Genomic DNA, 6,498 nt, shown 5'->3' with positions numbered 1-6,498 from the left:
GCAGGAACTGGGTGCCCTGCAGCAGATTGCGAACGATCTGCGCGTTGGCGGGCACGGTCAGCTTCATGGCGTTTTCGATGGCGGTGGTGGAGGCCTGCAGGTGAATGTAGGTGCACACGCCGCACAGACGCTGGGTGATCAGGGGCGCGTCGCGGGGGTCGCGGCCGGCCAGGATCATCTCGATGCCCCGGAACAGGGTGGCCGAGGCCCAGGCCGAGTCGACGGTGCCGGCGGTGCCGACCTTGGCGTCGATGCGCAGGTGGCCTTCGATGCGGCTGATGGGATCGAGGGTGATGTTCCCGGGGGCCGCGACGGCAGCGGCGGCCGCGGTCGTGGTGGACGTCGTCGTGGTGGTGCCCGTTGTGGAGGTTATCCCGCCGAGCAACGAGCTAGCAGTGGAAGTGGTAGCCATAGTTATCTCCTGAAAAATTTCTATTAATCGCCGCCAGCGGGCACGAACTGAATCTTGCTGTGGCTGCTCGAAGCGAACTTGGTTCCGAACTCACTGTTGTAGAACGAGGTGTTGGCGTCCCAGAAGTTCGGGTTGGAGCAGCCGATGCAGTGGTGGACAGCCTGGATGTCCCAGGAAGTGCCGCCGTTGAACTTGGCGGTGGCGCAGTTGTTGTAGGTGACCTTGCCCCTGCAACGGTAGTCCTCGAGGCAGCCGTGGGGCCTGGGGCAGCGGCTGTGAACGGTCTGGCCGAAGGCGAAGGTGGGCCGCTTGTAGGTGTCGAGCGCCGGGAGGGTGCCCTTGAGCAGGTAGTTCACGATGACGCCCGCCAGGTTGTAGGGGTTGGGCGAGCAGCCGGGCACGTTGATCAGGGGCACGCTGCCCAGGATGCCCAGGTCGCCGACGCCCTTGGCCCCGGTGGGGTTGGGCTTGGCCGCGGCCAGGCCGCCGTAGGAGGAGCAGGTGCCGTAGGCGATGACGGCCTTGGCCTTGGGCAGCACGCGCTGGGCGATGGAGAGCATGGTCTCGCCGCCGATGGTGCCGTAGGCGCCGTTGTTGGCCGTGGGGATGGAGCCTTCCACGATGGCGAAGAACTGGCCCGCGTTGGCGTTGACCACGTCGGCCAGGTGGCCGGTGGCGGCCAGGCCGGCGGCGGCCATCAGGGTCTCGTGGTACTCCAGGGAGATGGTGTCCAGGATCAGGCTGTCAGGCGTGGGGTTGGACATGCGCAGCAGGGACTCGGTGCAGCCTGTGCATTCGCTGAAGTTCAACCAGACCACGATGGGCTTGGGTCCGGTCAGCGCCCTGGCCACTTCGGCCATGCCCGTGGGGCCAAGCCCGATGGTGACGGCCACGGCCGAGCAGAACTTCAGGAAGGAGCGCCGGGATACTCCCGGGGGACAAGGGATGTCTTTGGCGGAAGGCACGTTGCGGTTTTTCATTGCGACTCCTCGTGGGCGGCGCGCGTTTTTGCGGAGGCCGGCCCGGTTTGATTCTGCGCCCGTTCAGTGAGTTGTTTCATCCGCCCTGGCCCGGACGATCCCGGGGAGGGCGGCTCGTCAACGTATCAAAGTTACAGACGAATATTACCTTGAAGCAGCTTGGCCCTAGGAATTGTTACTACTCGATGGCCACATAAGGGCTCCAAAATCTGTGCTAGAGGGAAAACCAAAAAACATATCACAAGATCGGGAGCGTTGCCAAGCTGAAAACAACCTTTCGGCTGCGTCCTATCGAACCAGTTACAGAGAAGGAACTAAAAAAGCGTAGGATGAATTCCTTGTAACTGGCGGTTCATGATGGAAATTTATCGACCGGCGCCCGAAATCGACGCTCGCAAGCGCGAAAAATCCGGGAACAGGGGCTTGGCATGCATCGTGCTCTTGGGGGCGCCCGGCGCTTGCAACATGACAGGCTGCCAAACAGGGAGCGATGGGGCTCTGGGTCGCGTTAGCCCGGTTCGAGGGCGATTGCAGGCCGCACCGCGCCACGTCCCGGGCAGAGCGCCAGCAAGAAGCGTCACGCGCGAAACCGGACCCGGAGCCAGACCGAAGCGCCCGCAGGAGGGGGCGGTCATCAGCCTGCCGGGTGGAGGCTTCGGTGTTGCTCGCGCTGGTGGTGACTCCCATGATTTCCTCGCCTGATGTTTCGTCGCTCATCCCGCTTCAGGGGGGATCGGCCTCTCAAGGAGGTGACGTGACCCTGACCCCTGGCGAGCGCCTTTGCGATGACACTCCTTGAGCATTCCCCGTGCCACGCACAATCAGGAATCCCGACCACCTCGATATTAAAAAAGATTTGTTCCTAATCGCGCAATAGCTGCGCGATCGAGATGCCCTCGGACCTCCAATTCTTGGAGGCGCGCCGACATGCCATGATGGCCCATCGATGCGGATTTCAGGCTGGCTCGAGAAAATCGCTCATGTTTGCGGTTAGTTGGCAGGGAGCGTCTGGTTTATGACGCCCCCTGCCCCTAGGGGGGCAATCTTTCCTCTTCCCGAATTTTTGCGGCAGGAAAACGCTGCCGCCGGGAAAAGATTTCCTCCTTATTGAGGATGATTTTGCTTTGGCACGGGGAAAAAGGGCTCAAAATCCACCTGGACGCGCTTGGGAACCCATGGCCGCGCAGGCAATTTCGCACACTGGAGTCCTCCCCTGAAGCCGGAGGCGCCAAAAATACGACCCTCGCGGTCTGGATTTTCCGCCCTGGAGTTTTTTGGCGGTGGTGTATAAATACCGAAATAACTCTTCCATATAGAAACCTAGTCCTCCGGAGAGAAGATGCGGGAAGGTCACAAAACCGGCGACCAGCTTCAGGCCGAGTTGGCAAGGGCGCGCGCCAGATTGGCGGCCTGCGAGGCCCGTTGCCGGGCGGGCGCGAAAGACCGGGTCCGGTTGGCGCAACTGGCCGAATTCGTTCTGCACAATCCTTCCCCGGTGCTTCGGACAGGCCTCGACGGCCTCATACTGCGCCTGAATCCCGCCGCGGAGCGGGTGTTGGGGCTCGGCATGCTGGGCAGATCCGTCTTCGATTTGTTGCCGGGTCTTCAAGCCGCCGTGGCGGAACGCCGGGCCGTGTGGGAGCCGCTGTGCGTCGAGGCGGGGTTCGCTGACAGGTGGTACGCGTTCCACGTGGTCCGCTCGGAGGCCAGGGACGGGTACTACATCTACGGCAACGACATAACCGAGAGGCGCCAGGCCGAGGAAAGCCTGCGCCGGACGCAGGCGATACTGGCCCACAGCGAAGCGTTGCTCAACCAGACCGAGAGGCTGGCCCGCGTGGGCGGCTGGGAGTTCGACCTGGCCAGCGGGGACATCTCCTGGACCAGGGAACTCTACCGCATCTTCGGCGTTGAGAGCTCCGCGTACGATCAGGGCGACTACAAGCGCAATTTCGACTTCGTGGACCCGATCTGGAGACCCTCCCTGGAGAGCGCCTTCGAAATCTTGCTCGCCGAGGGGAGCCCGTTCGACCTTGAGTTGCCCATAACCACGGGCGACGGCCGCCGCAGGTGGATCCGGGCCACGGCCGAAGCCGAGCGATCCGGCGGCAAGGTCGGGCGCGTCTACGGCAACATCATGGACATCACGGAGCTCAAGGAGTCCGAACGGTTCAGGGAGGACGTCGAACGCATCATCCGCCACGAGATCAAGACCCCCTTGTGCGGCCTGCTAAGCCTGGCCGAACTGGTCGTGGCCAGGGGCGCGACCGAGCGTTCGCTGCAGCTGTTTCCCGATCTGGTGCGTGCAGTCCGGCACGTCATGGACATCGTCGACTCGTCCGAGAAGATCTGCCGCATGGAAAAGGGGGACTACGCCCTCAAGGCGACATGGTTCGAGCTGGGGACCGTGGTGGAAAAGCTGTCGGAGGAACTGGCCCACATGTTCAACCGCAAGGGCTGCAGCATGGTCAGGAATGCGCCGGAGGGGCCCGCCATGATCCACGGCGAGGAGTTCCTCGTGGCGGACATGCTCTCCAACCTGCTCAGGAACGCGGTCGAGGCCTCGCCGGAGGGCCGCCCGGTCACCGTGTCCTGGGAGGTGGGGCCGGATGGGGTCATCATCCGCGTCCATAATATGGGGGCAGTGCCCGAGTGCGTGCGCGGCCGTTTCTTCGAAAAGTACGCCACGAGCGGCAAGCCGCACGGCACGGGGCTCGGCACGTACAGCGCCCGCCTGGTGGCCTCGGCCCACGGGGGCGGCATCGGCTTCAGCAGCAGCGAAGCCGAGGGGACGACAATCGAAATCATCATGCCCGTTCCGCGGGAGGGCCGACCCGCCCGGTGAGCCTGCCACGGCCCTGCGGGTGTTCCCTGCCGACCAGGGACCGATCAGTGGCGATGGTGTTGCCAAGCCCGATAATTAGGGTCATTGTCCCCCAAAATAGCCAGGAAGTGCACCTTGGACATGCCCGGACGCGATCCTAGCCCCATGGACCATGCCACGACCCAGGCGGAGGCCGGAAGCCTCGGCCGCCTGAATCATGAGCACCTCCGTCTTTTTTTCGACACAATGGTGCAGGGGGTGGCCTACTGCAAGATGGAGTTCGACAAGGACCAACCCGTTGATTTTGTCTATGTGGACGTCAACCCCGCCTTCGCCGCCCTGACCGGGCTCGAGAACGTGACGGGCAGGGCCGTGTCGGAGGTCATCCCCGGCATCAGGGAACGCGACCCCGGGCTCCTCGCCATCTACGGCCGCGTGGCCCGCGGCGGCCCGCCGGAACGCTTCGAGTATTATCTGGAATCGCTGGGTCAGTGGTTCTCCCTGGCGGCGTTCTGCCCCCAGCCCGGCTACTTCGTGGCCGTGTTCGACGTCATCACCGAGCGCAAGCGCACCGAGCAGGCCCTCAAGGTCAGCGAAGAGCGGCTGCGCTTCGCCCTGGAGGGCGCCAACGACGGCCTTTGGGATGTGAACATGGAGACGGGCGCCGTGTACATGAGCCCGAGGGGTTGTGCGATACTCGGCTACGAACCCGCAGAATTGCAGAGCGTTGTCCGGTCCTGGAGGGATCTCGTGTCCGAGGAGGACATGCCCCTGACCATGCGCAGGCTGGAGGACTATCTGGTAGGGCGTTCGCCCGTCTTCGAAGTGGAGCAGCGCCTGAAAACAAAATCCGGGGAAACCAAGTGGGTGCTCACCCGGGGCAAAGCCTCACGCCTCGACGGCCAGGGCCGCCCCAGCCGCATGACCGGAACTCACACGGACATCACTGAGCGCAAGCGCACCGAGCAGGCCCTGCGCGAGAGCGAGAGCCGCTACCGCCTGCTCATCGAGAGCGCCGGGGACGCGATCTACGTTTCCGACCGGGACGGCAGGCTCGTGGACGTGAACGCCAGGGCCCTGGAGCAGACGGGCTACACCCGGGAGGAGTTGCTGCGCCTGCGCATCGTCGACGTTGACACGGAGTTCAGTCTCCAGCCGGAGGTCCCCACGCTTGAGGACATCGCCCGCAAGGGGGGCGGCATGTTCCAGACCACGCACAGGCGCAAGGACGGCGTCACCTACCCCGTGGAGGTCCGCGTGGCGGTGCTGAACCTGGGCGGGGAGCCCCATTTCATGGGCATCGCGCGGGACATCTCCGAGCGCAGGGAGATGCAGGAGGCGCTGATCCAGTCCGAGAAGATGATGAGCGTGGGCGGGCTGGCCGCGGGCATGGCCCACGAGATCAACAACCCCCTGGGGGGCATCCTGCAGAATGTGCAGGTCATCCGGCGCCGCCTCTCGGAGGATTCGGCCCCGAACATCCAGGCCGCGCGGGAATCCGGCTGCCCGTGGGAGTCCATCGGCCGGTTCATGGAGTCGCGCGGCATTCCCCGTTTCCTGGAGAACATCCATGAGGCCGGGACCAGGGCCGCAAACATCGTGAACAGCATGCTGGAATTCAGCCGCAGGAGCGACGCGGCTTACGACCGGGCGGACATCAACAGCCTGTTGGACAGCACCGTGGCGCTTTGCGCCACGGACTACAACCTGAAGAGGAAGTACGACTTCCGCAAGATCTCCATCGAGCGGGACTATGACCCATCCCTGCCCCAGGTCCTGTGCGCCAAATCGAAGATCCAGCAGGTATTCATGAACATCCTCAGCAACGCCGCCCACGCCCTGGCGAGCGCGTCCAGTCCGAGGATCATTATGCGCACCCGCACCGCTGGGAGCTGGGTGCGCATCGAGCTGGAGGACAACGGCCCGGGGATGGACGAGAACACCAAACGCAAGGCTTTCGAGCCGTTCTTCACCACCAAACCGGTGGGCGAGGGCACCGGGCTTGGGCTGTCCGTCTCCTATTTCATCATAACCAGCAACCACCGGGGCACCATCGAGATCGACTCCCTGCCCGGCAAGGGCACCCGTTTCCTCATTCGGCTGCCGGTCTCGGCAGGGGGGCGGGAAGCATCCGCATAGTCCCGGTGCAACCAGCGACTCCGGGCGCGCCAACGCCCGGGCGATTGAACATCCGTTCAGCCATTCCGCACTCTCCCGTGTGATTCCGCCTGTCTGGGGGCGATTTTTTGCGTTCAACAGCCGAAGCGGGACGTCCAGCCCTG

At 63.9% G+C, this 6,498-nt stretch carries 3 protein-coding genes and 1 pseudogene; 2 read left to right on the top strand and 2 right to left on the bottom strand.

All coding sequences use genetic code 11. The features are described from left to right. Nucleotides 1–412: nickel-dependent hydrogenase large subunit (locus tag MLE18_RS11270; protein ID WP_243438900.1), on the bottom strand; the 412-nt coding region annotated here is incomplete at its 3' end. A 92-nt stretch (nt 413–504) separates the two neighbouring features. After that, nucleotides 505–1,392, bottom strand: a pseudogene (locus tag MLE18_RS11265) (hydrogenase small subunit); the annotation flags it as partial. Nucleotides 1,393–2,731: 1,339 nt separating this feature from the next. Here MLE18_RS11265 and MLE18_RS11260 point away from each other — a divergent pair. Together MLE18_RS11260 and MLE18_RS11255 are read left to right on the top strand one after the other, a co-directional pair. After that, nucleotides 2,732–4,237, top strand: coding sequence for a sensor histidine kinase (locus tag MLE18_RS11260; RefSeq protein WP_243438899.1), 1,506 nt, complete (start codon nt 2,732–2,734; stop codon nt 4,235–4,237). A gap of 120 nt (nt 4,238–4,357) precedes the next feature. Continuing rightward, on the top strand, nt 4,358–6,355 hold the full coding sequence (locus MLE18_RS11255) for a PAS domain S-box protein (RefSeq protein WP_243438898.1): 1,998 nt from the start codon (nt 4,358–4,360) through the stop codon (nt 6,353–6,355). Nucleotides 6,356–6,498 lie beyond the last annotated feature (143 nt).

Origin of the sequence: Fundidesulfovibrio soli (assembly GCF_022808695.1) — a bacterium.
Lineage (GTDB): Bacteria > Desulfobacterota > Desulfovibrionia > Desulfovibrionales > Desulfovibrionaceae > Fundidesulfovibrio > Fundidesulfovibrio soli.
This window is presented reverse-complemented; position numbering and strand designations above follow the sequence as displayed.